At 69.4% G+C, this 25,613-nt stretch carries 30 protein-coding genes; 10 read left to right on the plus strand and 20 right to left on the minus strand.

Translation table 11 applies throughout. The annotated features are described in order from the left end of the window. Nucleotides 1-5: 5 nt before the first annotated feature. From pcaC to ACLJPX_RS26520, 8 genes are all read right to left on the minus strand, one after another. Entirely contained in the window at nt 6-410 is a 405-nt protein-coding gene (gene pcaC / locus ACLJPX_RS26485) for a 4-carboxymuconolactone decarboxylase (RefSeq protein WP_101609738.1), read from the minus strand. Then, complete coding sequence (gene pcaD, locus ACLJPX_RS26490) at nt 407-1,186, minus strand: 3-oxoadipate enol-lactonase (RefSeq protein ID WP_410603474.1); 780 nt, start codon at nt 1,184-1,186, stop codon at nt 407-409. Before pcaD ends, pcaC begins: the two co-directional genes overlap by 4 nt. A 22-nt stretch (nt 1,187-1,208) precedes the next feature. After that, complete coding sequence (pcaG, locus tag ACLJPX_RS26495; protein WP_410602672.1) at nt 1,209-1,757, minus strand: protocatechuate 3,4-dioxygenase subunit alpha; 549 nt, start codon at nt 1,755-1,757, stop codon at nt 1,209-1,211. After that, nucleotides 1,757-2,491, minus strand: coding sequence for a protocatechuate 3,4-dioxygenase subunit beta (gene pcaH, locus ACLJPX_RS26500; RefSeq protein WP_410602674.1), 735 nt, complete (start codon nt 2,489-2,491; stop codon nt 1,757-1,759). Before pcaH ends, pcaG begins: the two co-directional genes overlap by 1 nt. 37 nt (nt 2,492-2,528) lie before the next feature. Beyond that, entirely contained in the window at nt 2,529-3,707 is a 1,179-nt protein-coding gene (locus ACLJPX_RS26505) for a thiolase family protein (protein WP_410602676.1), read from the minus strand. Then, nucleotides 3,704-4,498, minus strand: a complete 795-nt coding sequence (locus ACLJPX_RS26510) for a CoA-transferase subunit beta (RefSeq protein ID WP_410602678.1) — start codon at nt 4,496-4,498, stop codon at nt 3,704-3,706. Before ACLJPX_RS26510 ends, ACLJPX_RS26505 begins: the two co-directional genes overlap by 4 nt. Then, nucleotides 4,495-5,304, minus strand: coding sequence for a CoA transferase subunit A (locus ACLJPX_RS26515; protein WP_410602680.1), 810 nt, complete (start codon nt 5,302-5,304; stop codon nt 4,495-4,497). The genes ACLJPX_RS26510 and ACLJPX_RS26515 overlap by 4 nt, the downstream gene beginning before the upstream one ends. A gap of 255 nt (nt 5,305-5,559) precedes the next feature. Continuing rightward, entirely contained in the window at nt 5,560-5,694 is a 135-nt protein-coding gene (locus ACLJPX_RS26520; RefSeq protein WP_410602682.1) for a hypothetical protein, read from the minus strand. 157 nt (nt 5,695-5,851) lie between these two features. On the opposite strand from ACLJPX_RS26520, the gene ACLJPX_RS26525 reads away from it, so the two are divergent. Both ACLJPX_RS26525 and ACLJPX_RS26530 read left to right on the plus strand, forming a co-directional pair. Beyond that, complete coding sequence (locus ACLJPX_RS26525) at nt 5,852-6,817, plus strand: 2-hydroxyacid dehydrogenase (RefSeq protein ID WP_410602684.1); 966 nt, start codon at nt 5,852-5,854, stop codon at nt 6,815-6,817. Next, the gene (locus ACLJPX_RS26530; RefSeq protein WP_410602686.1) at nt 6,814-7,938 is read left to right on the plus strand and encodes a glycerate kinase; all 1,125 of its coding nucleotides are present in this window, start codon (nt 6,814-6,816) and stop codon (nt 7,936-7,938) included. Before ACLJPX_RS26525 ends, ACLJPX_RS26530 begins: the two co-directional genes overlap by 4 nt. 18 nt (nt 7,939-7,956) lie before the next feature. Here the strand turns inward: ACLJPX_RS26530 and ACLJPX_RS26535 are convergent, their stop codons facing one another. Both ACLJPX_RS26535 and ACLJPX_RS26540 read right to left on the minus strand, forming a co-directional pair. Beyond that, nucleotides 7,957-8,268 carry a hypothetical protein gene (locus ACLJPX_RS26535; RefSeq protein WP_005153325.1) on the minus strand — a complete coding sequence of 104 codons (312 nt, stop codon included), beginning with the start codon at nt 8,266-8,268 and terminating at the stop codon, nt 7,957-7,959. A gap of 87 nt (nt 8,269-8,355) precedes the next feature. Then, on the minus strand, nt 8,356-8,565 hold the full coding sequence (locus tag ACLJPX_RS26540; RefSeq protein WP_410602688.1) for a hypothetical protein: 210 nt from the start codon (nt 8,563-8,565) through the stop codon (nt 8,356-8,358). Nucleotides 8,566-8,740: 175 nt separating this feature from the next. Here ACLJPX_RS26540 and ACLJPX_RS26545 point away from each other — a divergent pair, with 175 nt between their 5' ends. The 4 genes from ACLJPX_RS26545 (at nt 8,741) to shbA (ending at nt 10,774) form a co-directional block, all read left to right on the plus strand. Continuing rightward, nucleotides 8,741-9,196 (plus strand): GtrA family protein, encoded by a 456-nt coding sequence (locus ACLJPX_RS26545; RefSeq protein ID WP_101609747.1) that lies wholly within the window; start codon nt 8,741-8,743, stop codon nt 9,194-9,196. Between the two features lie 10 nt (nt 9,197-9,206). Further along, nucleotides 9,207-9,557 carry a YidH family protein gene (locus ACLJPX_RS26550; RefSeq protein WP_410602690.1) on the plus strand — a complete coding sequence of 117 codons (351 nt, stop codon included), beginning with the start codon at nt 9,207-9,209 and terminating at the stop codon, nt 9,555-9,557. Nucleotides 9,558-9,570: 13 nt separating this feature from the next. Next, nucleotides 9,571-9,867: a DUF202 domain-containing protein gene (locus ACLJPX_RS26555; protein WP_410602692.1), complete on the plus strand. Its 297-nt coding sequence runs from the start codon at nt 9,571-9,573 to the stop codon at nt 9,865-9,867. A 250-nt stretch (nt 9,868-10,117) separates the two neighbouring features. After that, entirely contained in the window at nt 10,118-10,774 is a 657-nt protein-coding gene (gene shbA, locus ACLJPX_RS26560) for an RNA polymerase sigma factor ShbA (RefSeq protein WP_410602694.1), read from the plus strand. Nucleotides 10,775-10,882: 108 nt separating this feature from the next. Here shbA and ACLJPX_RS26565 read toward each other — a convergent pair whose 3' ends face one another. Genes ACLJPX_RS26565 through ACLJPX_RS26575 form a run of 3 tightly spaced genes read right to left on the minus strand, consistent with a single transcriptional unit; the run spans nt 10,883 to nt 12,974 of the window. Continuing rightward, nucleotides 10,883-11,707 (minus strand): amidohydrolase family protein, encoded by an 825-nt coding sequence (locus ACLJPX_RS26565; protein WP_410602696.1) that lies wholly within the window; start codon nt 11,705-11,707, stop codon nt 10,883-10,885. Beyond that, nucleotides 11,704-12,675 (minus strand): aldo/keto reductase, encoded by a 972-nt coding sequence (locus tag ACLJPX_RS26570; protein ID WP_410602698.1) that lies wholly within the window; start codon nt 12,673-12,675, stop codon nt 11,704-11,706. Before ACLJPX_RS26570 ends, ACLJPX_RS26565 begins: the two co-directional genes overlap by 4 nt. After that, a complete protein-coding gene (locus tag ACLJPX_RS26575) occupies nt 12,672-12,974 on the minus strand; it encodes an L-rhamnose mutarotase (RefSeq protein WP_101609752.1) in 303 nt (100 codons plus the stop codon). The genes ACLJPX_RS26570 and ACLJPX_RS26575 overlap by 4 nt, the downstream gene beginning before the upstream one ends. Before the next feature lie 106 nt (nt 12,975-13,080). Here ACLJPX_RS26575 and ACLJPX_RS26580 point away from each other — a divergent pair, with 106 nt between their 5' ends. Next, the gene (locus ACLJPX_RS26580; protein WP_410602700.1) at nt 13,081-13,776 is read left to right on the plus strand and encodes a FadR/GntR family transcriptional regulator; all 696 of its coding nucleotides are present in this window, start codon (nt 13,081-13,083) and stop codon (nt 13,774-13,776) included. 72 nt (nt 13,777-13,848) lie between these two features. Here the strand turns inward: ACLJPX_RS26580 and ACLJPX_RS26585 are convergent, their stop codons facing one another. The 6 genes from ACLJPX_RS26585 to ACLJPX_RS26610 are packed head-to-tail and all read right to left on the minus strand — an operon-like array spanning nt 13,849 to nt 20,371. Further along, nucleotides 13,849-14,865: an ABC transporter permease gene (locus ACLJPX_RS26585; RefSeq protein ID WP_101609754.1), complete on the minus strand. Its 1,017-nt coding sequence runs from the start codon at nt 14,863-14,865 to the stop codon at nt 13,849-13,851. Beyond that, complete coding sequence (locus tag ACLJPX_RS26590; RefSeq protein ID WP_410602702.1) at nt 14,862-16,385, minus strand: sugar ABC transporter ATP-binding protein; 1,524 nt, start codon at nt 16,383-16,385, stop codon at nt 14,862-14,864. The genes ACLJPX_RS26585 and ACLJPX_RS26590 overlap by 4 nt, the downstream gene beginning before the upstream one ends. Next, nucleotides 16,382-17,425 carry a sugar ABC transporter substrate-binding protein gene (locus ACLJPX_RS26595; protein WP_410602704.1) on the minus strand — a complete coding sequence of 348 codons (1,044 nt, stop codon included), beginning with the start codon at nt 17,423-17,425 and terminating at the stop codon, nt 16,382-16,384. Before ACLJPX_RS26595 ends, ACLJPX_RS26590 begins: the two co-directional genes overlap by 4 nt. A gap of 30 nt (nt 17,426-17,455) precedes the next feature. Continuing rightward, nucleotides 17,456-18,214, minus strand: a complete 759-nt coding sequence (locus tag ACLJPX_RS26600; RefSeq protein WP_410602706.1) for an SDR family NAD(P)-dependent oxidoreductase — start codon at nt 18,212-18,214, stop codon at nt 17,456-17,458. Beyond that, on the minus strand, nt 18,207-19,511 hold the full coding sequence (locus ACLJPX_RS26605) for an enolase C-terminal domain-like protein (protein WP_101609758.1): 1,305 nt from the start codon (nt 19,509-19,511) through the stop codon (nt 18,207-18,209). Before ACLJPX_RS26605 ends, ACLJPX_RS26600 begins: the two co-directional genes overlap by 8 nt. Then, nucleotides 19,511-20,371: a fumarylacetoacetate hydrolase family protein gene (locus ACLJPX_RS26610; protein WP_410602709.1), complete on the minus strand. Its 861-nt coding sequence runs from the start codon at nt 20,369-20,371 to the stop codon at nt 19,511-19,513. Before ACLJPX_RS26610 ends, ACLJPX_RS26605 begins: the two co-directional genes overlap by 1 nt. Nucleotides 20,372-20,580: 209 nt before the next feature. On the opposite strand from ACLJPX_RS26610, the gene ACLJPX_RS26615 reads away from it, so the two are divergent. Beyond that, complete coding sequence (locus tag ACLJPX_RS26615; RefSeq protein WP_410602711.1) at nt 20,581-21,825, plus strand: Bcr/CflA family multidrug efflux MFS transporter; 1,245 nt, start codon at nt 20,581-20,583, stop codon at nt 21,823-21,825. 78 nt (nt 21,826-21,903) lie between these two features. Here ACLJPX_RS26615 and ACLJPX_RS26620 read toward each other — a convergent pair whose 3' ends face one another. Continuing rightward, nucleotides 21,904-23,127 (minus strand): NAD(P)/FAD-dependent oxidoreductase, encoded by a 1,224-nt coding sequence (locus tag ACLJPX_RS26620; protein ID WP_410602713.1) that lies wholly within the window; start codon nt 23,125-23,127, stop codon nt 21,904-21,906. 195 nt (nt 23,128-23,322) lie between these two features. Between ACLJPX_RS26620 and ACLJPX_RS26625 the strand changes: the two genes are divergently transcribed. Both ACLJPX_RS26625 and ACLJPX_RS26630 read left to right on the plus strand, forming a co-directional pair. Then, entirely contained in the window at nt 23,323-23,541 is a 219-nt protein-coding gene (locus ACLJPX_RS26625; protein ID WP_039922712.1) for a hypothetical protein, read from the plus strand. Between the two features lie 58 nt (nt 23,542-23,599). Further along, a complete protein-coding gene (locus ACLJPX_RS26630) occupies nt 23,600-25,573 on the plus strand; it encodes an SDR family oxidoreductase (protein WP_410602715.1) in 1,974 nt (657 codons plus the stop codon). Nucleotides 25,574-25,613: the final 40 nt, after the last annotated feature.

Raw genomic sequence — 25,613 nt, forward strand, 5'->3', positions numbered from 1 at the left:
GAACCCTAACCGCCACCCTCTTCCTGAGCCGCAGGCTCACCGAGTTCGGCCAGCACCCGCTGGGCGACGGCGAACGCCGCGTTGGCGGCCGGGGCACCCGCGTAGACGGCGGTGTGCAGCAGGACCTCGGAGATCTCCTGCGCGGTGAGTCCATTGTGGACGGCGGCCCGGACGTGCATGGCGAGTTCGTCGTGGGCGTGCAGCGCGGTGAGCGCGGCCAGGGTGACGCAGCTGCGGGTCTTGCGGTCGAGTCCGTCGCGCGACCAGACCGAACCCCAAGCGCCCCGGGTGATGTAGTCCTGGAACGGGCGGCTGAACTCGGTGGTGCGGGCGACCGCGCGGTCGACGTGCGCGTCGCCGAGGACTTCGCGGCGCACCCGCATGCCTGTCTCGTAGGGGTCTTCGCTCATCGGGCCGCTTCCAGTTGTTCGAGGATCAGCGCGGTGAACCGCTCCGGCTGTTCGAAGCTCCCCAGATGCGCGGCGCCTTCGACGACCTCGAGCCGCGCGTCCGGAATGCCGTCCGCGATCACCTCGGCGTGCTGGACCGGGGTCGCCGGATCCTCGGCCCCGGCGATGACCAGGGTCCGCGCCGCGATCTTGGGCAGGTCCCCGACGAGGTCCATCCGTTCGATGGCCTCGCAGGACGCCGCGTATCCCTCGGCGGGGACGTTCGCGATCATCTCGCGCAGGAACCCGACCTGCTCGGGATAGGCGGCGGCGTAACCGGCTGTCATCCAGCGGCCGGCCCCGGCTTCGGCGACCGAGCCGGTGCCGTTCTCCCGGACCGTCCGCGCCCTGTCCGCCCACATCCGCGGCGGCCCGAGTTTCGCGGACGTGCAGCACAGCGTGAGGCTCTCGAGCCGGTCCGGCGCGTTCACGCCCAGCCACATCCCGGTCATCCCGCCGAGCGAGAGCCCGACGAAGTGAGCGCGTCCGACGCCGTGCTCGTCGAGCAGTGCGAGCAGATCACCGCCGAGATCCTCCAGCGTGTATGGCCCGGGCGGCACCGGGGACGCGCCGTGCCCGCGGGTGTCGTACCGGATCACCCGGAATCCTTTGGCCACCAAGGGTTCGACCTGCGGCTCCCACATGCGGTGGTCACTGCCGAGCGACCCGCTGAACACCACGACCGGACCGTCCTCGGGCCCTTCCGCGACACTGTGCACCTTCACCGGCTCGGACATCGAGAACCCGGACATCGAAAAGCTAGACATCGAAGAACACCGTTTCCCCTTGGCCCTGGAGCCGGATGTCGAACCGGTAGCCGTCGCCGGTCGCGGTGGCGATCAGCGTGCCCCGGCGGGCCTCCGGGACCGAGGCCAGCACCGGGTCGTGGGCGGTGTCGTCGTCCTCGAAGTAGATCCGGGTGACGACGCGGTGCAGCAGCCCGCGGGCGAGCACCGAGACGTCGATGTGCGGCGCCTGGGAGCTGCCCGCCGGACCGGGCACCACGCCGGGCTTGATCGTCCGGATCTCGTAGTTGCCACCGGGATCGGTCGGGCAGCGCCCGAAGCCCCGGAACCCGCTCGCGACCGCTCCGCGCGGATCGTCGGGGTGGTCGAACCGGCCGTCGGCGTCGGCCTGCCAGGTCTCGATCATCGCGTCCGGGACCGGTTCGCCCGCGCCGTCGAGGACCCGGCCGTGGATGCGGATCGCGGCCGGTTCGCCCGCGGGAACGACGTCCGGCCCGTCCGGCCAGGGCAGGCCGATGGACAGGTACGGGCCGACGGTCTGGGAAGGCGTCGTCTCCGGCATCAGTGCTCGTCCTCCTCGTCTTCGAAGACCGACGCCTCGCGGCCGCGCACGACGATGTCGAACTGGAAGGCCAGCGCCCACTCGGCTTCGGTGCGGTCGAGGTCGAACCGCGCGATCATCCGCTGACGGGCCTTCTCGTCCGGAATGGAGTTGAAGATCGGGTCCTGCGAGAACAGCGGGTCTTCCGGGAAGTACATCTGGGTGACCAGCCGCTGGGTGAACGCGCTGCCGAAGACGGAGAAGTGGATGTGCGCCGGCCGCCAGGCGTTGTCGTGGTTCTTCCACGGGTACGCGCCCGGTTTGATGGTGGTGAAGGTGTAGCGGCCCTCGCCGTCGGTCAGCGTCCGGCCCGCGCCGTCGAAGTTGGGGTCGATCGGAGACGGCCAGCGGTCACCGGTGTGCCGGTACCGCCCGCCCGCGTTCGCCTGCCAGACCTCCACGAGCGAATCCCGGATCGGGTGCCCGTCGCCGTCGAGCAGCCGCCCGGTGACGATGATCCGCTGTCCCTGAGGCTCGCCCTCGTGCCCCTGGGTGAGGTCGTTGTCGAACTCGCCGATCCGCCCGGGCCCCAGCGCGGGCCCGGTGACCTCGGTCAGCAGATGCGGGAGCACGATCAGCGGCTCCTGGGGGTGCCGCAGCGCGGTCGACCGGTAACCGGCGTAGTCGAGCGGCGGATGCGTCCCCTCCGGATCGCGCCGGTAGCGCGGGAGCCTCAGTTCTGCGGGTGCGGACATGCTGCCTCCTCCAGGCGCGGGTCAGTGGCTCGGTGGCTCAGCGGGCTTCGAGGACGACGGCCAGCCCCTGGCCGACGCCGATGCAGATGGCCGCCAGCCCCCATCGGCCGCCGGTGCGGCGCAGGTGATGGGCCAGCGTGCCGAGGATCCGGCCGCCGGAGGCGCCCAGCGGGTGCCCGATCGCGATCGCTCCGCCGTTGACGTTGACGATCTCCGGGTCGAGCTTCGACCAGTCCCGCAGACAGGCCAGCGACTGCGCGGCGAACGCCTCGTTCAGTTCCACCGCCGCCAGGTCTTCCCAGCCGATCCCGGCCCGTTCCAAGGCGATCTCGGCCGCGCGGACCGGGCCGATGCCGAAGACGTCGGGGTCGACGCCCGCCGCGCCCCGTCCGGCGATCCTGGCCAGCGGCGCCTTGCCGAGCCGCTTGCCCGCGGCCTCGTCGCCGAGCAGCAGCGCGGAAGCGCCGTCGTTGAGCGGCGACGCGTTCGCGGCCGTGACCGTCCCTTGTGGACGGAAGACGGGCTTGAGCTTCGCGAGCTTCTCCGGGCTGGAGTCCGGCCGGATGCCTTCGTCACGAGTGAGCTCGACGCCCTCGACGGGGACGACGTGATCGTCGTAGAACCCCTCGTCCCAGGCGCGGGCGGCGTTGACGTGGCTGCGGACGGCGAACGCGTCCTGCTCGTCGCGGCCGATGCCGTACCGCTCGGCGAGCTGTTCGGTGGACTCGCCGAGCGAGACCGTCCACTGCTCCGGCATCTTCGGGTTGACCATGCGCCAGCCCAGCGCTGTCGAGTACAGCGTCTGGTTTCCGGCGGGGAAGGCCTTCTCCGGCTTCTGCATGACCAGCGGTGAGCGGCTCATCGACTCGACCCCGCCCGCGACGGCGAGCGAAGCGTCGCCGACCTGGACCGACCGGCTCGCCTGCATGACCGCGTCGAGACCGGAGCCGCACAGCCGGTTGACGGTCGCACCCGGGACCGTCGTCGGCCAGCCCGCCAGCAGCGCCGCCATCCGCGCGACGTTGCGGTTGTCCTCGCCCGCGCCGTTGGCGTCGCCGAGCACGACCTCGTCCACGGTGGCCGGGTCCAGGTCGTTGCGCTCGGCCAGCGCCCGCAGCACGGTGGCGGCGAGGTCGTCCGGGCGGACGCCGGACAGGGCGCCGCCGTACTTGCCGAACGGGGTACGGATGGCGTCGAACAGGAAGACGTCGGTCATGCGCTCGCCCTTTTGAGGTCTCGGAGGATGCGGAGTTCTGCCTCGGTCGGCGCCGGGGTGGTTCCCAGGTCGCCGGACACCTTCAGTTTCCACCCGGTCGCCTCGACGACCTGATCGACCTCGATCCCGGGATGCAGTTCGGTGAGCGTGAGCTCGGCGGTCTCCGGGTCGGGCCGCATCAGGCCGAGGTCGGTGACCACCAGCGTCGGCCCGGCGCCGGGGAGACCGAGGCGTTCGCGATCGCCCTTGCCGGTGCCGTGACCGAACGACGTCACGAAGTCGACCTTCTCGACGAACGTGCGGGTGCTCTGCCGGAGCACCACGAACACCTCGCGGCAGGAAGCGGCGATCTCCGGCGCCCCGCCCGCCCCGGGCAGGCGCACCTTGGGGTTGGCGTAGTTCGAGGTACTCGTTCCCGCCGAGAACTCATCAGCGGAGTCCGGGCCGATGACGGTGGTGTTGATGTTGCCGAACTTGTCCAGCTGGGCGGCGCCGAGGAAACCGACGTCGATCCGGCCGGGCTGGAGCCAGTAGTTGAAGACCTCGGGCACGCTGACCACGGCGTCGGCGGTGTCGGCGAGTTCGCCGTCGCCGATGGACAACGGGAGCCGGCTCGGTTTGGCGCCGAGGCAGCCGGATTCGTAGATCAGCGTGAGGTTCGGCGCGTGCCCGCGGCGGGCCAGGTTCGCGGCCGTGCTCGGCAGGCCGATGCCCACGAAACAGGACATCCCGTCGCCGAGCGCGCGAGCGGCGGCGACGCTCATCATCTCGTCGGAGGTGTACTCGGTCATGCCTTCACTCCCGTCAGCTCGTCGAGCCAGCGGGTGAAGCTCTCCCTGTCCCGGCCGATCGCGTCCCATGCCTGGTAGGCGTCGTTGTCCCGCTCGTAGTACCCCGCCGCGTACGACGGCTTCGCGCCGCCGGGAACCTCGGCGACGGCCGTGACCGCCCACGACGGCAGCACGATCGCGCCCGGGCGGGGTTCCAGCTCGTCCACGACCTCCTCGACGGTGACCAACGACCGCTTCGCCGCCAGCACCGCTTCCTTCTGCACGCCGGTGATGCCCCAGATCTGGACGTTGCCTGCCCGGTCTGCGCGCTGGGCGTGCACGATCGTCACGTCCGGGTTGAGCGCGGGGACGGCGGCGAGTTGCTCCCCGGTGAACGGGCAGGTGATGGGCTTGATCGTGTCGGTCTGCGCGGAAAGATCGGTGCCCGTGTAGCCGCGCAGCACGGCGAACGGCAGGCCCGACGCACCGGCGACGTAGCGATTCGCCATGCCCGCGTGACTGTGTTCCTCTATCTCCAGGGGTACCGGCCACGAGTGCTGGACCGCGTCGCGGAAGCGGTGCAGCGAGCCGACTCCGGGGTTGCCGCCCCACGAGAAGATCAGCTTGCTCGCGCAGCCCGCGCCGATGAGCTGGTCGTAGACGATGTCCGGGGTCATGCGGACCAGCGTCAGGCCGGTGCGGCGCTGACGGATGATCTCGTGGCCCGCGGCGACCGGAATGAGGTGCGTGAAGCCCTCGAGCGCGACGGTGTCACCATCGCGCACCAGCCGCGCCACGGCCTCCTTCAACGACTGCAGCTCCGCCATCCCCACTCCCGGGTTGTTCGTATCGCGCACACTTGTTCTGCATATGAACATAGCACAGCCGGGCAGGCCGGGGCACTCCTTCTTTGGTGGGCCGAAGGGGCCTTTCACCGCATGACACGTGGCGAAAGGGCCCTTCGCCGCGCGAGACGCGGGGAAGGGCCCCTTCAGCTCTCGGTGGACCTGGCGCAGGCGCGACCACACACGGGAGCGATCCGGCACCGTCCGAAAAGGACTACGCGAGTGCACCGATCCCGCTCAGTTGACCCCACTGCCCGGCGGAAACCATTCGACGGCCTTGACCTTCCGCCCCGACGCCGGACCGGCCGCGACGAGCGTCGCGGCGAGGACCATCGCGGCACCGACGGCCGCCAGTTCTCGTGATCGTTTCATCTTCCACCCCTCGAATCCCCTGCTCGCGGAGGTTTTCCGCCCTTACGACCATCCGGGGTCCCCGACGGTGACGACTCCCCCGCGCAGGGGAAGCGCCTCCCTCATAACGGGGATTCGAGCATTTGGGATACCAACTGCCGCGCACTAGGCTGAGGGAGTGACCTCGACGATCGCGGTGACCCGGTGGATTCCCGACGAAGCGCTGAAAGTGCTCGCCGAAGCCGGGGAGGTGAAACTGTCGCGCGCCGATCGGCCGTTGACGCCGGACGAACTGCGTGAGTTCGTCCGGGGCGCGTCCGCGATCGTCGGCATGCTGCACGACCGGATCGACGGAGCGGTCGCCGACGCGGCGGGCCCCGGCCTGAAGGTCGTGGCGAACGTGGCCGTCGGCTACGACAACATCGACGTCCCGGCACTGGCCGAACGCGGCGTCACCGTCACCAACACCCCCGGCGTGCTCACCGACGCGACCGCGGATCTGGCGTTCGGGCTGCTCCTCGCGGTCACGCGACGGCTCGGCGAGGGCGAACGGCTGATCCGGTCTCGCACCCCGTGGTCGTTCCACCTGGGTTTCCTGCTCGGCTCCGGCCTGCAGGACAAGACGCTCGGCATCGTCGGGCTCGGCCAGATCGGGCAGGCGGTCGCGCGGCGGGCGCTCGGTTTCGGCATGCGGATCGTCTACTCAGGACGATCGCGGGCCGCCGAGGACGTCGAGAAGACCTTGGGCGCGAAGTACGTGTCCGTCGGCGAACTGCTGGAAAGCTCCGACGTCGTGTCACTGCACTGCCCCCTGACACCGGAGACCCGCCACCTCGTCGACGCGGACGCGCTGAAGTCGATGAAACCGGGCGCGTACCTGATCAACACCACCCGCGGCCCCGTCGTCCACGAGGCGGCGCTGGCCGACGCGCTCGAAGCCGGGGAGATCGCCGGAGCGGGCCTCGACGTGTTCGAAGCCGAACCCGAGGTCGAGCCGCGCCTGCTGGATCGCGAAAACGTCGTCTTGACGCCGCACCTCGGATCGGCGACGGTCGAGACCCGTACTGCCATGGCCGTGCTCGCGGCCGAGAACGTCGCGTCGGTGCTCACCGGCGGAAACCCCCTGACGGAGGTTCGTCCATGACTCGTGTCGTCATCGCGCCCGACAAGTTCAAGGGAAGCCTGACCGCGGTCGAGGCCGCGGAGGCGATCGCCCACGGCGTCCGCGACGCGCTGCCCGAGGCCGAAGTCTCCTCTTGCCCGGTCGCCGACGGCGGCGAAGGAACGCTCGACGTCCTCGTCGCGGCGGGCGGCCGTCTCGTGGAGCTTCCGGTCCGCGGGCCGCTCGACGACACCGTCGACGCGCGCTACGTGATGCTCGACGGAACGGCCTACATCGAGTCCGCCCGCGCGTGCGGGATCGAGTTCGTGGAGCCGAGCCCGGAAGTATCGCTGGCCGCGCACACCTGGGGCGTCGGTGAACTCCTCGCGCACGCGCTCGACCACGGCGCGCGGCGGCTGGTGCTGACGGTCGGCGGAACCGCGAGCACCGACGGCGGCGCCGGGATGCTGGCGGCGCTGGGCGCCGGGGTGTTCGACGCGTTCGGCGCACCGGTCGGACTCGGCGGCGGCACACTGGGCCGCGTCGCGTCGGCCGAACTCGGCCCGGTGCGCCACCGGCTCGGCTCCGTCGAGGTCGCCGTGGCCACCGACGTGACGAACCCGTTGCTCGGACCGCGTGGGGCGGCCGCGATCTTCGGGCCGCAGAAGGGCGCGGGCCCGCGCGAGGTCGAGCAACTGGACGAATCGTTGGGCCGCTGGGCGCAGGCGTTGCGGAACGCCGGGACCACCGACGTCTCCGACCTTCCCGGAGCGGGCGCGGGAGGCGGGGTCGCGGCAGGCGCGATCGCGGGGCTCGGGGCGTCGGTCGAGTCCGGTTTCCAGCTCATCGCCGGGCTCACCGGGGTCGCCGGAGCCATCGAAAGCGCCGACCTCGTCATCACCGGCGAGGGCTCACTCGACGAGCAAAGTCTCGACGGCAAGGCCCCGGCGGGCATCGCGGCCCGCGCGCAGGAGCATTCGGTACCGCTGATGGTGCTGGCCGGGCGGATCCAGCTGGACGAGAGCCAGCTCGCCGGCCTCGGTGTCGTGGGCAGCGCCGCCCTGATCGACCACGCGCCTTCGCTCGACCACGCGCGTGCGCACGCGGCGGAACTCCTGCGCGAGCGGGCCGGCGAGCTGGTCCGTGCCTGGGCCCGGACTTAAAGCCTGAACCCGCCGGGCTCAGCTGCCAGGCTGGGGCTGAGCCTGCGGGAGTACAGCGAAGGCGACTTCGCCGGTCTCGTCCTGCTGGACGTCGAGCACCTTGTCGTCGAGCAACGCGGCCGCCTCGGGCTCCAAGAACACCTTCGGACCGCCGTCCGCGCCGAGCACCTTGTCGCCGCTTTCCGGTTCGGGGGCGACGGAAACCGCGAGCTGGGGACTGTCCCCCTGCTGGGAATGCATCGCGAAACGCAAGCCGCCTCCGTCTTGTCCGTTCTCCTGCCCGGTCAGTGCGGTGATCGCCTCGGCGGCGGCTTCGGTGACTGTAAGCATCTCTGCCCTTCCTTCGTCGCGGTCTTGCACTTGACGGACCACGCTAGGGGGTCTCGGCATGGCCTGCCGTCTGAGTGAAGATCATTTTCAGCCGATGTCCGGCTCCTCTTCGGCCAGCCGCATGGCGTGTGATTCGCCCTCGCGGATCTCCGCGGGCGTGGTCCCGAACCGGTCTGCGCCGCTCCAGTGTTCGGGCGGCTCGACACCTTCTTCGAGCGGATCGACGCGGAGTTCGTCTTCGTCGAGTGCCTCGCTGGGACTCAGCGTTTCCGGTTCCGCCGTATCGCGGTCGCTCATCGGCCGCTCCCTCCTCATCGGGCGTCGGCCGGGACGTGCTGTACTCGACCCGGCCCTTGTGGCCTACCCGATGGCGCCGACGACCAAACGGCGACAGTCGCTGTCGCGGGGATCACAGCCCTCAGCGGGTTTACTGGCTTCACAAGTTTGTGAAACAAGGAGTAGCGTCGTCGGTATGACCACCACCAGGTGGGCGCCAGGGCACCGGATCATCCGGCGCGCGCCGGAACGGCACCACGAGCTCGGCCACCATGCCGCGTGGTACGTCGTCGCCGGTGTCGTCGCCACCGGCCTGCAGGCGGTGCTGTTCCTTGTCCTGCAGCCGATCCTCGGCCCCCAGGTGGCCAATCTGGTCGCGCTCGCGGTCACGACCGTCGGGAACACCGAGTTCCACCGCCGGGTCACCTTCGCCACCCGGAAGAGTCACCCGGGCAAACGGCACTTCCAGGACCTGATGACGTTCGCTTTTTACGCCGTCTATGGCTCGATCGTGCTCGCGTCACTCGACGCGGTGATCACCGAGCCGACCGCGCTGGAGCAGACAGGCGCCCTGCTCGCGGCCAGCGTTGTGGGCGGCATCGCGCGCTTCGCGGTCCTTCGCTGGTGGGTTTTCGCGCGACGCAGCGCCTAGTGTTCGTCGGGTGACAGAGATCAACGGACCGCACGAAGGTGGTTCGGAACCCGATTACCGCTTCACCCTCGCCAACGAACGGACCTTCCTCGCCTGGCTCCGGACTGCGCTGGGCCTGCTGGCCGGCGGCGTCGCCGTCCACCAGCTGGTTCCCGACCCGAGCACGCTGAGCACCGTCCTCGCGGGACTGTGCGTCGTGCTGGCCGCCGTCCTCGCGGCGTCCGCGTATCCGCGCTGGCGGCAGGTCCAGAGCGCGATGCGCGCGGGGCGGCCGCTGCCGAAGAGCGGGCTGCTGATCTTGCTGACGGCCGGAATCCTCGTGATCACCCTGACCGCCGCGGCCCTGGTGCTCTTCTCGTGAACGTGAAGAGCACGTGAGCGATCACGGAGCGCAAGCGGAACGGACCGGGCTGGCCTGGCGCCGGACGGCGCTCGCGGCTACTGCCTGCACACTCCTGCTCTTGCACACGGCCGCCCGGCAAGGCTGGGGGACGGCGGTCATCCCGGTCGCCGTCGCGGGCGCCATGGTGGTCGTCCTGGTCGTGATCGGCTCGATTCGTGAACGGGCACTGCGCGGCCCGGACACCCCGAAACCTCTTAACCCAGCCTTCGCTGTCACCGCGTCGGCACTCGTCGTAGCGACCGCGGTCGCTTTGATCGCGGTGCGCTAAGGGCCGCGCACATCCTGCGATCGCGGCCGCCTTCTTCGCGACGCAGAGTCTCGGTTGTATTAAGCCGACTCCGTCGAATGGGCTATCTCTAGTTGAAATCTTTACTGCCGTCCGATCGGCGCCTACGATTACGCTGCGTCGCATCGGCGGCAGGTGAATCTGATCTTACGGAGCATCTGCCGCCTTGAATCGTTACGGAGTGTTGACCCCTCGACAGCGACGGTCGCAGGGTCGGCCGGGGAGGACGACCATGCAAACCATCTCCAGCGCGCCCAGATCCGTCACCCCCGATGCGGTTCCCGGATACACGACACCGGAGAACCTGCCTCGACCGGGCGGACGGCTGACCAAAGAGGACCTCGACCCCCTCGTCAAAGACGCGGGCGACGGGAATCCCGCCGCGATCCAGGCACTGCTGCGGATGATCGGCCCCGTCGTGGTCCGGTACTGCCGCGCCAGGATGGGCGGCCGCGATCTGTCCTACCTGTCGGCGGACGACGTCGCGCAGGAAGTGTGCATGGCCGTGCTGAAGGCACTGCCGGGCTACCAGGACCGCGGCGGTTCTTTCCTCTATCTCGTGCACGCGATCGCCGCCAACAAGGTCGCCGACGCCTACCGCGCGGTCTCCCGCGACCGGTCGGAGCCGGTACCGGAACTCCCGGAACGGCCCATCGGCGACAACGAGCCCGAAACCCACGCTCTGCACCTGGACCTGGGCGCCCGGCTCAGCCGTCTGCTCTCCACCCTTCCCCGGGTGCAGCAGGAGATCCTCGCCCTCCGCATCGCCGTCGGCCTTTCCGCCGCCGAAACCGCCGAGGCTCTCGGAATCTCCGCCGGCAACGTGCGCGTGACGCAGCACCGCGCACTGGCCCGCCTGCGGACGATGGTCAAGCAGGACGAGTTCTGATCTTTTCTCCCCCTGCCGCAGGTCGTCGATCGGCGGTTCGCAGGCGCCCGGACCCCGCGCCGTACTTACCTCGTGAGTGGTAAGGACGGTTAGAACCGTCCTTACCACTCACGAGAGGCGGTACGCCCGCCGCGCGGTGCCGTCGAAGAACTCCAACCGCTCCGCGTCGCTCAACGAGCCCGTCAGCGAAAAGGCCGTGTCCACAACGACTTCGTACGCGGCGGCGAGTTCGCAGACCGGCCAGTCGGAGCCGAACATCAGCCGCGAAGCCCCGAAGGACTCCAGCACGTGCTCGGCCCAGCGCGCCAGATGTCCGACCTTCCACTGTGCCCAGTCCGCCTCGGTCACCAGCCCCGAGAGCTTGCAGTACACATTGTCCAGCTCCCCCAACGCCGCGACGCCGTCCGCCCACGGCTGCCATTCCCCCGAAGAGATCGGCGGCTTCGCGGCATGGTCGAGCACGAAGACCTGGTCCGGTAGCGCGGAAGCCGCCGCGAGGGCCGCCGGGAGCTGGGGCGGCTTCACCAGCAGGTCGTACGCCAGCCCGGCCTCGCCGAGCGCGGCGAGACCCCGCGAAACATCGGGCCGCGTCAGCCAGGAAGGGTCCGGTTCGTCCTCCACCTGATGCCGGATTCCCACCAGGGGGCCGGAAAACGCGGCGACGCGCTCCGCGACGTCGGGGGCGGTGAGGTCGGTCCAGCCGACGACACCCGCGATCAGCGGTTCCGCACGAGCGGTGGCGAGGAACTCGTACGTCTCCTCCTCCGACGAGACCGTCTGCACCAGCACGGTCCCCTTCACCCCCGCCGCCTTGGTCACCGTCCGGAGATCGTCCACTGTGTACGGACGGCGGATCGGATCCAGCGCCGTACCCGTCATCCACGGGTAGTGCCGCCGCGAAGGATCCCAAAGGTGGTGGTGCGCGTCGATCACGACTGTCCTTCCGGCCGCAGCGGGGTGTCCTCTCGCAACAGTCCCGCACGGATCAGGTCCGTCCACAACTCGCGCGGCACCGGTCGCCGGAACCGTTCCGCGTTGAGCCGGACCTGACCGGGATCGTGCGCGCCGACGACGACGGACACCACCGCCGGATGCGCGGCGGGCAATCCCAGCGCGGCCTGAGGGAGTTCGACGCCGTGCCGCTCGCAGACTTCGGCGATCCGCTGGGCCCGCTCGACCAGTTCGGCCGGGGCCTCGGCGTAGTCGTACATCGTGCCCGGCGACGCGGTGGCGAGGATCCCGGCGTTGAAGGCTCCCCCGACCACCACGTCCACACCGCGTTCCACGCACAGCGGCAGGAGATCGTCCAGTGCGGGCTGGTCGAGCAGCGTGTACCGCCCGGCCAGCAGGATCACGTCGAGGTCGAACCGGCGGACGAACTCCGCGAGCATCGGCGCCTGGTTCATCCCTGCCCCGATGGCGTCGATGACGCCCTGCTCCCGCAGTTCGAGCAGCGCGGGGAACGCGCCGTTGACGGTGTCTTCGAAGTGTTGGTCCGGATCGTGCACGTAGACGACGTCCACGCGGTCGAGCCCGAGGCGCGTCAGACTGTCCTCAAGCGACCGGAGGATCCCGTCGCGGCTGAAGTCCCAGCGTCGTTTGTAGGCCGCGGGGACGACGAAACCCTGCGAGTCGGTGCGCGAAGCACCGGCGGGATTCGGCTCCAGCACCCGGCCGACCTTGGTCGACACCACGAAGTCCGCGCGGGAGTAGGCCGAAAGCGCCTCGCCCAGCCGCCGTTCCGACAGGCCGAGACCGTAGTGCGGAGCGGTGTCGAAGTACCGGATGCCTTCGTCCCACGCCTGCCGGACGGTCGCTTCGGCCGTCTCGTCGGTGATGGCGTGGTACAGGTTGCCCAGCTGCGCGCAGCCGAGCCCCAGTGGGGACAGGGAGATCTTCACGGAAGCTCCCAAACCAGGCCGAGGCCCGAATCGTCGCCCGAGTAGTCGTCTTCGACGTCGAGCAGCTCCGACATCCGTGCCTGCCAGGGAATGTTGGCCGGATGCTCGCGCAGGGCCGCGCGCATCTTCGCGTAGTCCTCGACCTCCACCACGTGGAACAGGTCGAGACCGTCGCGCCAGATCCGCCACGAACGCACACCCGCACCGCGCAGCGCTTCGTCGAGGTCAGGCGGGATGACGGCGTGGACCGACTCGTATTCGGCCTCCTTGCCCGGCTTCAACCGGGTGTGGAGTGCCACTCTTTGTAGTGCGACACCGTGGGTCACCGCGCCTCCTCAGCTCGAAACATGGCACTCTGTCAACTAACACTCAAACATCCGAGGTCTTCGGGGAGGGCGGTGGAACATGCCGGTCACCGATGTCGCGATCGACAAGATCAAGGACATGATCATCTCCGGCGAGCTTGCTCCGGGCGACAGGCTGCCGAAAGAGGCGGAACTGGCCCAGCGGCTCGGCTTGTCCCGCAGCTCGCTGCGCGAAGCGGTGAAGGCCCTGTGCCTGATCCGCGTGCTCGACGTCCGCCAGGGCGACGGAACGTACGTCACCAGCCTCGAACCGAATCTCCTCCTCGACGCGATGACGTTCGTGGTGGACTTCCACCGCGACGACACCGTGCTGGACTTCCTCGCCGTCCGCCGGATCCTCGAGCCGGCGGCGACGGCGTTGGCCGCGTTGCACATGAGCGACGAGGACATCGCGGAGCTAGGCCGCCTGCTCGACGAACTGGCCGATTCGCCGACGGTGGAGGCGCTGGTCGCGAACGACCTGCAGTTCCACCGCAAGATCGCCGACGGCTCCGGTAATCCGGTGTTGTGCTCGCTCCTGGACAGCCTGTCCGGCCCCACCGCGCGCGCCCGCATCTGGCGCGGGCTCACGCAGGAGGGCGCGGTCGCGAAGACCCGTGAGCAGCACTCCGCGATCTACGAGGCCATCGCCGCGCGCGAACCCGAACTGGCGCGTTCGTGGGCCACCGTGCACGTCGCGGGTGTGGAGCAGTGGCTCCGCAACGCCCTCGGCACCGTGCCTCCTGACGCGCGCTGAGGAAAATCCGCCGAACGGGCGCCTTTCCGTTGGGGAGACCGAGCGGTTCCGTCTGCAACGTCGACTCCGCATTCACGTCTGGGCCTTACCACTGGCATAGCGGGAAATGATCAACGCGACCAGGATGATCACGCCGTAGATCGCCTTCAGCCACTCGGGCGGCACCTGCGCCACCTGCAGCAGGTTGGTGACCGTCTGCAGGAGCAGGACGCCGGTGAGGGCTCCCACCAGAGTGCCCTTCCCACCGTCCAGTGAGACACCGCCGATCACCGCAGCGGCGAACACCTGAAGGATCAATCCGTCCCCCTGATCGGCACCGAGCGCGCCGACGTACCCCGTATAGGCGAGCCCGCCGAGCGCGGCCAGCACCCCGGCCACGACGAACACGCCCCACGAGATCCGGTCGACGCGGATACCCGCCGCCCGCGCGGCTTCACGGTTCCCGCCGATGGCGTAGAGCGACCGGCCGATCCGGTGATACCGCAGCCCCAGCCCGAACGCGGTGAACAGCGCCGCGGCCAGCCACACCGACATCGGCAGCCCGATGAACGTCGTCGTCGCCAGCGCGGTGAACACGTCCAGCTGGTCGAACAGCGTCTTTCCCTGTGTGGAGCCGATCTGCGTGCCACGCAGCACCGTCAGCATCGCGAGCGTGACGATGAAGGCGTTCAGCTTCAGCTTGACGATCAGGAAGCCATTAACGAAACCGATCGCGGCACCGGCCACCAGCACGGCGAGGATGCCCGCGAAACCGGGGATCTCGGTGCCGAAGCCCGAGGACGCCACCGGGATCACCAGCATCGCGCCCAGCGCGGGCGCCATCCCCATGGTGGATTCCAGTGACAGGTCGAACTTCCCGGTGAGCAGGACGAGCGATTCGCCCAGCACCACCATCGACAACGCCGCCGAGGCGGACAGGATCCCGACGATGCTGCCGAAGGTCAAGAACGTGTCACTGATCAGTCCTCCGATGATCAGCACCACGACGAGCGCCGGCACCAAGGCGAGTTCGCGCAGCCAGCGGAACTTCCGGCGTTTCGGCGGAGCCGCGAACGAAGAGGTCTTCGGATCGGTCATCAATTCGGTCACCCGCGCTCGACTCCTTCGATGTCGGCCACCAGATCGCCGTCGGACCACCCGGCCCGGTGTTCGGCGACCACGGCACCGGCGCGCAGCACCAGCACCCGGTCGCTCAGGCGGAGATCGTCCAGCTCGTCGCTGACGATCAGCACCGCCTTGCCCTCGGCCCGCACCCGGTCGACGACCGCGAGCAGGGCCTCCTTCGACTTCACGTCCACCCCCGCGGTCGGGTTGATCAGCACGACCAGACGCGGATCACCGGCCAGCGCGCGGGCGAGGACGACCTTCTGCTGGTTGCCACCGGAAAGGTCGGACACCGGCTGGTCGGCGTCGGCCGCGACGATGTCGTAGTCCTTCAGCGCTCTCGACGCCCGCTCGTACCGGGCGCCCGGCGCGGCGATTCCCGCCTTGCCCATCCGATCCAAAATGGACAGTGTGGCGTTGTCCATGATGGAGTGTTCGAGCACCAGGCCTTCGTGGTGCCGGTCCCTCGGCACACAGCCGATTCCGGCGCGGATCGCGGCCGGGATGTCGCCCGGCTTCAACGGCTTTCCCGCGACCCGGACCGTGCCGGACGTCGCCGAACGGAGTCCGTACACGGTCTCGGCGACCTGATGCTTGCCGCTGGCGTTGCTGCCCGCGAGCCCGATCACCTCGCCGCGGTGGATCCGGAAGTTCACGTCTTCGAAGCCGTCACCGGAAAGCCCGTCGACGGTCAGCACCTCACCGGCGTCCGAAGCCAGGGCCTCGCGCGTCGAAGCGTCGCGGACGGCGAGCCCGCCCTGTTCGCCGGTCATCGCGTCGATCAGCTCGGCGCGGCCGACTTCCGAGACCGGCGCGGTGAGGATGTGCTTGGCGTCGCGCAGCACGGTGACCGCCTGGCACACCTCGTACACCTCGTGGAGGTGATGCGAGATGAACAGGAACGTCACCCCGTTCGCCTGCATCTGGCGCATCCGCCCGAAAAGCCGTTCGATCGCCTGACTGTCCAGTTGTGCCGTCGGCTCGTCGAGCACGATGAACCTGGCGCCATAGGAAAGCGCCCTCGCGATCTCGACGAACTGCCGGTCCTCGACCGAAAGCTCACCGGCCGGGGTGTCGACGTCGACACCCACGTCCCAGGAGTCGAGCAGTTCCCTGGCCTGACGGCGCAACCGCTGCCAGCCGATCGCGAACCCTTTCCCGGACTGGCGATTGAGAAACAGGTTCTCCGCGACGGTCAGCTGCGGGACGACCATCGCGTGCTGGTAGACGCAGGCGACAGCACGCTTCCATTCGTCCTGTTTGGACAAGGGCGGCGCGGGGACCCCGCCGAACTCGACCTTGCCGGTGTCCGTTTTGGACAGTCCGGTGAGGATGGAGACGAGCGTCGACTTCCCCGCACCGTTGCGGCCGACGAGCGCGTGCGACTCGCCCGGATGCACGGTGATGCTGACGTCGGACAGCGCCACGGTCGGGCCGTAGCGTTTACCGACGCCCTGTGCGCTGACCACCGGCACGGCGGCGGACCCGGCGGGCAGCGCGCTCACAGGTTGTTCCCCCAGAGGGCCTTGTCGTCCACGTTGGCCTTGGTGATCACGGGCGCGGGCAGCTGGTCTTCGAGAATTCCGGGCCGGATCTCGACGACGGTGCTGCCGTGGTCGGTCGGCCCGGCCTTGAAGGTCTCCCCCGCCATCGCCTTCTTCACCCAGTACATGCCGTACTTGGCGTAGTCGTCGGCGGGCTGGGAGACGGTCGCGTCGAGTTCGCCCGCGCGGATCGCGGCCAGCTCCTGCGGAATGCCGTCGTTGCTGACCAGCACGACATGTTTCGGGTCACCGATCGGGAAGTAGAGGTTCTTGCGCTTGAGCGCCTGCTGCGTCGGCGCCAGGTAGACCCCGCCCGCCTGCATGTACACGGCCTTGATGTCCGGGTTGGCGGTCAGGAGACTGTCCAAACCGGACGAAGCCTTGTCCGCCTTCCATTCGGCGGCGACCTCCAGCACCTGGACGTCCGGGAACTTCGCCTTCATGCACTGCCGGAACGCTTCGGACCGGTCGCGGCCGTTGACCGAGGCGAGGTCGCCCATGACCTGCACGACCTTGCCCGAGGTGACCTTCGCGCCGATCGCCTCACAAGCCTTGGTGCCGTACGCCTTGTTGTCCGCGCGCACCACCATCGCGACCTTGCCGCTCTCCGGCGCGACGTCGACGGCCACCACCGGGACGCCCTTGTTCTCCGCGGCCTTGAGGCCCGCCACGACGGCGGCCGAGTCGAGCGGCGTCACGACCAGGCCCTTGACGCCCTGGTTGAGCAGGGTGTTGATGTCGGTGATCTGCTTCGCCGAGTCGCTGTCCGCGTTGACCGTCGGCAGAACCTCGACGCCCTGGTCCTTCGCCTTCAGCGGTACGTAGTTGTTGTAGGCCTGCCAGAACGGCGAGGTCAGCAACGGGATCGTCGCGCCGACCTTGCCACCCTGCGCCCCACCGCCACCCGGTGACGGCGCGTTGTCCTTCGTGGACCCACAGGCCGACAGGGCCAGCCCGAGCGCGGTGGCCGCGGCGGCCACCTTGATCACCCTCGTACGCACCGCATCCTCCTTGATGACAGCGGGGAAAACCTACTGCTGGACCGGGCCGCGCGGACGCAGCCCGTACATACCGCCGTCGACGGCGAGTGCCGTGCCGGTGGTCGAAGCCGACAGCGGACTGGCGAGGTACACGATCGCGTTCGCGACCTCGTCCGCGGTCACCAGCCTGCCCATCGGCTGGCGGGCGGCCAGCGCGGCCCGTTCGGCCTCCGGGTCGCCGGCGGAATCGAGCAGCCTGCCGACCCACGGGGTGTCCGCGGTGCCGGGGCAGACGCAGTTGACCCGGATCCGGTCGGCCAGGTGATCGGTCGCCATCGCCAGGGTCAGCGAGAGCACCGCGCCCTTGCTGGCCGAGTACAGCGCGCGGTTGGGCAGGCCCGCCCACGCGGCGATCGAACAGGTGCTGACGATCGCGGCCGACGGCGAATTCTTCAGATGCGGCAACGCCGCCCGGGCCAGCCGCACCATGCCGACGACGTTGACGTCGAGCACGCGGTGCCATTCGTCGTCGTCGTTGGCGGCGACGTCGCCCTGCGCGCCGATCCCGGCGTTGTTGACCAGGACGTCGAGCCTGCCGAAGCGTTCGGCGACCGCGTCGATCGCCGACCGGACCTCGGCGTCGGAACCGACGTCACACCGGAATCCGGTGAGACCTTCGGGCAGGTCGTCCGGTTTCAGGTCGAGCACCGCGACCGTCGCTCCGCGGGAGGCGAGCAGACCCGCGACGGCCAGGCCGATTCCCGACGCGCCACCGGTCACGGCGGCGACGAGGCCCTCGAACTCACTCACTGGCGATCTCCGTCCATTCCGGACCCTCGGGGAAGGTGAACCGGCGCAAGGTCGCGTCGTGCATCCGGGCGGAGAAGCCCGGCGCGGACGGCGCGAGGTACCGGCCATCGGTCACGACGGCCGGATCGGTGAAATGTTCGTGGAGGTGGTCGACCCACTCGATGGACCGGTCGGCGTCGGAACCGGACACCGCCACGAAGTCGAACATCGACAGGTGCCGCACGAGTTCGCACAGCCCCACCCCGCCGGCGTGCGGGCACACGGGGACGTCGAATTTGGCCGCCAGCAACAGGATCGCCAGGTTCTCGTTGAACCCGCCGACCCTGGCGGCGTCCAGTTGCAGCACCGAGATCGCGCCCGCCTGCAGCAACTGCTTGAACACCACGCGGTTCTGGACGTGCTCGCCGGTGGCCACGCGGATCGGGGCGAGCGCCTTGGCGATCGCGGCGTGCCCGAGCACGTCGTCCGGCGACGTGGGCTCCTCGATCCAGTACGGGTCGTACGGCGCCAGCTCGGTCATCCAGGTGATCGCGGCCGAGACGTCCCAGCGCTGGTTCGCGTCCACGGCGACATGGATGTCCGGGCCGACGGTCTCGCGGGCGAGCTTCATCCGGCGGACGTCGTCCTCGAGGTTTCCGCCCACCTTCAGCTTGATCATCTCGAACCCGTCGGCGACCGCTTGTTCGGCGAGCCGGACGAGTTTCGCGTCCGAGTAGCCGAGCCAGCCGGGAGACGTGCTGTACGCGCGGTATCCGTCGCGCTCGATCCGGGCGATCCGTTCCGCGCGGCCGGGTTCGGCGGCGCGGAGGATGTCGAGCGCTTCCTGCTCGGTCAGCGCGTCGGACAGGTAGCGGAAGTCGACGAGGGAGACCAGGTCTTCGGGCGACATCTCGGCGGCGAACCGCCAGACCGGGAGCCCGGCGACGCGCGCGGCGAGATCCCAGGCGGCGTTGACCACCGCGCCGATCGCCATGTGCGCGACACCCTTTTCCGGGCCGAGCCAGCGCAGCTGCGAGTCGCCGACCAGCGCCCGCGAGAGGTCGCCGAGCGCGGCCGCGCCGGTGGGGACGTCCCGGCCGACGACATGCGGTTCGAGCGCGCGGATCGCCGCGGCCTGGACGTCGTTGCCGCGGCCGATGGTGAAGGCGAGCCCGTAGCCGTCCGGGCCGCCGTCGGTGTGCAGCACGACATACGCGGCCGAGTAGTCCGGGTCCGGGTTCATGGCGTCCGAACCGTCCAGCTCCCGCGAAGTGGGGAAGCGGACGTCGAGCACCTCCATGCCCACGATCTTGGCCATCACGCCTGCCTCGCGGTCTGGCGCTGGCGGCCGAGGCCGTCGATCTCGAGCTCGATGACGTCACCTTCCCGCAGGTAGGGCTTGGGATCGGGCTGACCGAGCGCCACGCCCTGCGGGGTTCCGGTGTTGATGAGGTCGCCCGGACGCAGCACCATGAACTGGCTCAAATAATGCACGATCTCGGCGACCGTGAAAATCATGTCCTTGGTGGAGGAGTCTTGTTTCTTCTCGCCGTTGACCCACAGCCGCAGGCCGAGGTCCTGGGGGTCGGGCACCTCGTCGGCGGTGACCAGCCACGGGCCGAGCGGGTTGAAGTTCTCACACGACTTGCCCTTGTCCCACTGGCCGCCGCGTTCGAGCTGGAACTCGCGCTCGGACACGTCGTTCGAGACGGCGTACCCGGCGACGTACTCCAGGGCTTCTTCGACGCTGTCGAGATAGCGAGCGGTCTTGCCGATGACGACGGCGAGCTCGACCTCCCAGTCGGTCTTCGTCGAGTTCCGCGGCACGAGCACGTCGTCCTCCGGGCCGACGACGACGTCGGAGGCCTTCATGAAGACGACCGGCTCGGTCGGCACGGCGGCACCGGACTCCTCGGCGTGCTGCCGGTAGTTGAGCCCGATGCAGACGACCTTGCCGGGCCGGGCGATCGGCGCGCCGACCCTGGCCCCCGCGGCTTCGGCACCGGCTTCGGGCAGCTCACCGGCGGCCAGCGCGGCCGCGACCCTGGCAACACCGTCGCTCGCGAAGAAGCTGCCATCGATGTCGGAGGTCAGCCCCGAGAGGTCGCGCACCGTGCCATCCCCGGCACGTACGAACGGACGCTCACTTCCCGGCTCCCCGAGACGCAACAGCTGCACGGATTTTCCTTCCGACCGAACCATCAGCAACGAACAGACATCCGATGTATACCCGACGAGGTCCGGCAAGATCTAGAGCCATCCGGATTTGTTCGACAATTGATCGGATCAGTTGTCGAAAGTTGGCGTGCGCTGGCTCACAGCGGGAATAGTTACCTACTCTAAGCAAGTTGTTCCCTCGCGGGACCATCACTGGGGAAGGGAAGAGCATGACCATCGCGCCCGAGCGAGTGGAAGAAACCATCGCGCGACCGAGCACGACCGGACGCTTGAGGTTCGTCCTGATCCTCGGCGGCCTGTCCGCCTTCGGGCCCCTGTCCATCGACATGTACCTGCCCGCGCTGCCCCAGATGGCGGGCGAACTGCGCGCGGCGGACGCGACCGTCCAGCTGACGCTGAGCGCGTTCATCATCGGGCTCGCCATCGGCCAGCTGATCCTCGGACCGCTGTCCGACGCGATCGGCCGCCGCAAACCGCTCGTGGCCGGGCTTGTCCTCTACATGGTGGGCTCGCTCCTGTGCGCCTTCGCCCCGAGCGCCGAACTGCTCATCGCCGCCCGTGGTGTGCAGGCATTCGGTGCCGCGGCGGGCATCGTGATCGCCAGGGCGACCGTGCGCGACTTCTACTCCGGCACCGCGATGACGAAGTTCTTCTCGCTGCTCATGCTGGTCAACGGGCTCGCCCCGATCCTGGCGCCGATCATCGGCGGCCAGATCCTGAACTGGACCTCGTGGCGCGGCGTGTTCGTCTGCCTGACCGTGTTCGGCGCGATCCTGCTCGCCGTCGTCTTCTTCCTGCTGCCGGAGCCCCTGCCCGAGGAACGCCGCACGCCGGCGCGCTTCGGCTCGGTGATGCGGAAGTACGCGAGCCTGTTCCGCGACCGCAGCTTCCTGGGTTACGCCCTGGCTTCCGGGCTCATGTTCGGCAGCCTGTTCGCCTACATCTCCGGATCGTCCTTCGCGCTGCAGGGCGTCTACGGGCTCAGCCCGCAGGCGTACAGCCTGGTCTTCGGGCTCAACGGCATCGGCATCGTGGCCGTCGGCCAGCTGAACGGGCGCATCGTCGGACGCTTCCCCGAGCGGACGCTGCTGACCGTCGGCCTCGTCATCGCGGCGGTGGCCGGGTTCGGCGTGCTGGCCGCGGCGGTGCTGGACCTGGGCCTGATCGGGCTGCTGATCCCGCTGTTCGTCCTGGTGTCGAGCATCGGCATGGTGGCGCCGAACGCGAGTTCGCTGGCCCTGGCCGACCAGGCGCGGTCCGCCGGTTCGGCGTCGGCGCTGCTGGGCGTGCTGCAGTTCGTCGTCGGCGGGCTGGCGACGCCGCTGGTCGGGCTGGGCGGTGCCGGTACCGCGGTGCCGATGGGGATCACCATGGCGGCCTTCGGTGTCCTCGCCCTGCTGGCCTTCGGGACCATGACGCGGCCTTCGCGGGCGTTGGTCGTTCAGCCTGCTTAGTCCCTCGCGAGACGCTATGAAAGGCCCGTTACTTGCAAATTTTGCAAGTAACGGGCCTTTCATAGCGTTGGTGACCCCTTACGCGAGCGACTTGAGGTCAGCCGTCTTCAGCTGCTCCGCGGTCACGGTCGCGCGTCCGTCGACCAAAGCCTTCAACGCGTCCCCGTCGTCCCACTGGTTGACGTTCATCGCGGCGGTCACCTGACCGTCCCGCACCCAGAACGCCGTGAAGTCCCGCGCCGCGAGATCGCCGCGCACCACCAGCTGATCGGTGTCGGGATCGGCGAGGCCGCGGTACTCGCAGCCCAGGTCGTACTGGTCCGAGAAGAAGTACGGGCTCTTCAGGTACGGCTCGTTCTCGCCGAGCAGGTTCCCCGCGACGTGCTCGCCCTGCCACTTCGCGTTCGACCAGTGCTCGACGCGGACGCGTTTCCCGTAGCGAGGGTGGAAGTGCGCGGCGATGTCGCCGATCGCGTAGACGTCGGGCGCGGCGGTCCGCAGGCCGGCGTCGGCGCAGACGCCGCCGTCGTCGGACAGTTCCAGCCCGGCGGCGTGCGCGAGGTCGACCCGCGGCGCGGCGCCGACGGCCACCAGCACGACGTCCGCGGGGAGTTCGTCACCGTTCCGCAGGCGGACGCCGGTCACCCCGGCCGGACCGCCGGTGAACCCGGCGACCCCTTCACCCAGCCGCCAGTTCACGCCGTGCTCGGTGTGGAGGTCCTTGAAGACGCCGGACACCTGTTCACCCAGCACCGCGAGCAGCGGCGAGCCGACCTGGTCGACCACGGTCACCTCGGCGCCGTGTTCCCTGGCGGCCGCCGCGGCCTCGGTCCCGATCCAGCCCGCCCCGACGATCACCACCCGTTCGGCGTCCTTGAACGCCGAACGCAACGCCAGCGCGTCGTCGAGGGTGCGCAGGGTCCGCAGGCCGGGGAGATCGCCCCCGGGAACCGGGAGCGGGCGCGGCTGGGACCCGGTAGCGAGGACCAGCCTGTCGAACCGGTGCTCACCGCCGACGTCGTCGAGCACGAGCCGCGCGCCGAGTTCGATTTTGGTCGCGGTCGCCCCGCCCCGGTGGGCGATGTCCTTCTCTTCGTAGAAACCCTCGTCGTGCACCCAATCGGGTTCATCGGTGTTGCCCAGCAAAAGGCCTTTGGACAACGGCGGTAATTCGTACGGGCGATGCGTGTCGCTCCCGAGCAGCAGGATTTCGCCCGCGTAGCCACGTTCTCGCAGCGCCCCGGCGGCCGTCGCTCCGGCCAGGCCGGCCCCGACGATGACGATCTTCCTGGGTTCGGACACAAAGACCTCCCAAGCAGGCTTTCCCTCGGACGCTACTCCGGTCCGCCCTCGTCCGGCCTAGCGAAACCGGAAGTCGATCACAGGACGCACGCCCGGTTAACCCATCAGTAGGAATGTCGGGTAACCCGCGTCACGGCCCCGAAATCACCTCGTCCCAGCCACGGACGAGAAAGGGAGATCATGGGATACGGGAGGATGAGGACGTTGGCACCCCGGGACGAATGGTCGGTCGGCTGCCGGGATCTGGCCGGCAGGCGCAGGGACGTGACGGTGTTCGTGAGCAGCGACAAGATCGTGCTCGTGGCCCCGCCCGGAGAAGCCGCCGTACTCGGGCCGCTGGACGTGGGGCGCCTGCGCGCCGCGCTCCGCGACGCCGTGGTCGCGGTGGCCGAACATCCGGATCACAGTGAATGACAACTACCGTTCCTACTTCTGAGTAGGTAGAGTCGGCTCCGTTCGGAAGGAGCCGGCCATGACCACCTACTTCGTGACGGGCGCGACGGGTTTTCTGGGCAAACGCCTGGTCGCGCGCCTACTACGGCGACCTGAGACCGTAGCCGTCCATGTTCTCGTGAGGGAGACCTCACGCGGGAAGCTCCCGAGCCACGAGAAGCTCGTTCCCGTCACCGGCGATCTGACCGACCCCTCGCTGGGTATCGATCCCGCCCGTCTGGGTCACCTCGACCACGTCGTGCACCTCGGCGCGATCTACGACCTCACCGCGGACGAAGCGGCCAACCGGGCGGCCAACGTCGACGGCACCCGCAACGTCCTGGAGTTCGCCGCCGCCGCGAAGGCCGGGCTCTTCCATCACGTCTCGTCGATCGCGGTCGCCGGGCAGTACGCCGGGCGCTTCACCGAGGCCGACTTCGATCTCGGCCAGTCCTTCGCGTCGCCGTATCACGCGACGAAGTTCGAGGCCGAGAAACTCGTGCGACGGCACGGGAAAACGCCGTACCGCGTGTACCGGCCGTCCGCCGTGGCCGGCGATTCGCGCACCGGCGAGATGGACAAGATCGACGGCCCGTACTACTTCCTCCCGGCGATCTCGCGGCTCGCCACGCTGCCGCGCCGCCTCCCGCTGGCCGCCCCGGATCTCGGCGCCACGAACATCGTGCCGGTCGATTATGTCGTCGAAGCGATCGAGCACCTCATGCACGTCGACGCGCCCAGCGGCAGCACATACCACCTCGCGTCGCCGCGACCGCAGCCGCTGCACGAGGTCTACAACGCCTTCGCACGAGCCGCGGGCGGCCCGAAGATCTCCGCCGTCCTCCCCGCCCGGCCGTCCGGAGCGCTGAAACGCGCCGGAATCCGGCTGGCGAAGTCCGCGGCCGCCGGATTCGACCGCGTCCCTGGCGGTCGCTCGGCCCGCGCCGCGGTGCTGGCGGAACTCGGCATCCCGCTCGAGGTCCTGCCGCACCTGAGCCTGGAGGTCGACTTCGACACGAGCGCGACCACGGCGGCGCTCGAAGGCAGCGGGATCTCCTTGCCGCCGTTGAAGGAGTACGCCGGTCCGCTCTACCGGTACTGGCTCGGGCACCTGGATCCCGATCGCGGCCGCCGCCGGCCGGGGCCGGAACCGCTCGACGGCCGCAAGGTGCTGATCACCGGCGCCTCTTCGGGAATCGGGCGCGCGTCCGCGCTGGCAGTCGCCGCGAAGGGCGCCGAAGTGATCCTCGTGGCCAGGCGGGCCGACGAACTCGAAGAGGTCCGCGAGCAGATCGTCGCGGCGGGCGGCAAGGCGTCCGCGTACCCGTGCGACCTCACCGACGGCGGCGCTGTCGACGCTCTGGTCAAGGACGTACTCGCCGCGCACGGCGCCGTCGACATGCTGGTCAACAACGCGGGCCGCTCGATCCGGCGCTCGCTTTCGCTGTCCACCGAACGGATCCACGACTTCGAGCGCACGATGGCGATCAACTACTTCGGTCCCGTGCGGCTGACGCTCGGCCTGCTGCCGTCGATGACCGCCCGCGGGTTCGGCCACGTCGTCAACGTGACCACCCAAGGACTGCAGACCGACACCCCGCGGTTTTCCGCTTACCTGGCCTCGAAGGCCGCGCTGGAGGAGTTCGGGCTGACCGCCGGCCGGGAGACCCTTTCCGACGGCGTCACCTTCACCTCGGTCCGGATGCCGCTGGTGCGCACCGACATGATCACCCCCACCGGGTCCTACCGCGGCATGCCGTCGAGTTCTCCCGAACGCGCCGCCGCTCTCGTAGTGAAGGCGCTGGAAAAGCGACCGGAGATCCTGAATCTGCCCGAAGGCACGGCGGCCGAGTTGGTGACGCTCGTCGCACCCAAGACGACGAGGTTCTTCGCCCATCTCGTCTACCGCGCGATGCCGGAGTCCGCGCCGGAATCCCGTGGCCTGCCCCGGAAGGCCCCGCTCGCCTCGGTGGCGGGCGCGGTCACGAGGCTGGTCTGGCGCCGTCGTCCCTGACGTCCTCGCCGCCGGGCTCGATCGGGGGACGCCCCCGGCC

The organism is Amycolatopsis sp. lyj-90, assembly GCF_046549035.1.
GTDB lineage: Bacteria > Actinomycetota > Actinomycetes > Mycobacteriales > Pseudonocardiaceae > Amycolatopsis.